Genomic DNA, 1,721 nt, shown 5'->3' with positions numbered 1-1,721 from the left:
ACACCGAAGAGGTCACTGGTTCGAACCCAGTATCGCCCACCCGGACCGAAGGCCCCGGAGACTTCCACCAGTCTCCGGGGCCTTCGGCACGCCCGGCTCAGCGCATCCGGCCCAGAGTGTCCCGCAGCCTGCGCGCGTCCCGCAGCCGCTGTTCATAGGTCGCGCCGACCGCCAGCAGCACCAGTCCGGCCAGCGCGGGCGGGAGCCAGCGGGGGAGCGCGTCCACGACCTGGACGACATACGGCGCCAGCTCGTGCAGCGCGTCCAGGGCGAGTACCCCGCCGCCGAGCACCAGCGGCGCCATGAGCCGCAGCCGGGCGCCGAGGAGCGTGACGGCCAGCGCGGCGATCCCCAGCAGCAGCGGACGCGGCCAGTGCGCGTCGCCCCAGGCCGCCATCAGGCTCGGCACCAGTGTCGCGGCGAGACCGGGGCCGTACGCCGTCCACGACGACGCCCCCGGGTCACGGCGGCGGCGCAGCAGGCCGACGGCCAGGGCGGGGACCGTCACCGGCAGGGTGTACGCCTCCGGAGCGGCCACCTCCCAGGCCGCCAGCCGCACCCAGGCGGCCAGCACGAACAGCACCACCGCGGCATACGCCACCGGGCGCCGCTCGGGCCGCACCGCGGTACCCGCCGCGATCACCCCGCACAGCGCGATCACCGCCGCGAGCGTCGGCCGGTCCCCCACGGCCAGGCCGATGGCGAGGAGCCCCGCCGCACCGCCCGTGCACTCCAGGGGGAGGGCGACCGGACGCTTCCCCAGCCGGGCGGCGAGCAGCGCCACGGCCGCCGGTACCGCGAGGATCACCAGCGCGGCCTGGTGGGGCGCGAGCGACGCGGCACCGGCGACAGCGCCCAGCAGACCGGTCGCGAACACCACGGCGCCACAGCCGAGCACCGCCCGGACAGCCGCCCCGGCACGGGAGCCGGCCGCGGCGGCGGCGAGTGCCACGGTCAGGGTGCCCAGCACGGTGAAGGTCGCGGGGCGGGTCGCCAGCGACAGGAACGCCACACTCACCGCCCCCGTAAGCCCGCAGACGAGTGCCACCGCGCCGGCAGCCGGAGCGTGCCCGGCCGCCCACCCGGGGCGGATGGCGAGTGCCAGCGCGCCCAGCGTGAGCAGCAGCCGGCACACCACCGTGGTGCCGTGGCCGAACCCGGCGGTGGACGGCAGTGTGAACAGCGCCGCCCATACGAGGGCGAGGGCGGCCCCGCCCGCGACGGCGCTCCAGTCCGTGCGCGGGTCGGCCCCACCTGTCCGCTGCGCCGCCGGTCCAGGCGCGGCATCCGGCGCCGCCGCGCCGGTCCGGCCGCCCGAGTCCCCCCGGCCCGTGGCCACGGGCCCGGCGGCTCCCGCCCCGATCACACCCGGCCGGCGGGACACCACCGTCAGCACCCCCGCCACCAGCAGGGCCACCACAGGCGCGGCCGTCGGATACCTGTCGAGGGCAACCGCACCCAGCGTGCCGTACGGGTCCCCCGGAGGTCCGGCCCAGACCCCGCTCACCAGCGACAACGGGCCGGTCAGGGTGAGGACCAGCAGCGGCAGCGCGGAGAACAGCGCCAGGGCCTGGACCGCCCCCGACGCCAGCGAAAGACCCGCCGGCAGCGGACGCGGTACGCCCGGCCGCGCCCGCAGCACGGGAACGAGCGCGAGCAGCGCCACCGCGCACAGCACATACCCCGGCACCGCCCAGCCGGCCGGCACGACCGTACGGAGC

Annotated in this window: 1 protein-coding gene; it reads right to left on the bottom strand. The window is 77.6% G+C overall.

Annotation, left to right across the window (positions count from 1 at the left end; translation table 11 throughout):
* Positions 1–97: 97 nt before the first annotated feature.
* The coding region (locus ACWF94_RS40020) for an SCO7613 C-terminal domain-containing membrane protein (protein ID WP_453500142.1) at positions 98–1,721 on the bottom strand (1,624 nt) is incomplete at its 5' end.

Source organism: Streptomyces sp. NPDC055078 (assembly GCF_053607985.1).
The sequence above is the reverse complement of the archived record's forward strand: the minus strand, read 5'-3'. Positions and strand labels throughout refer to the sequence as shown.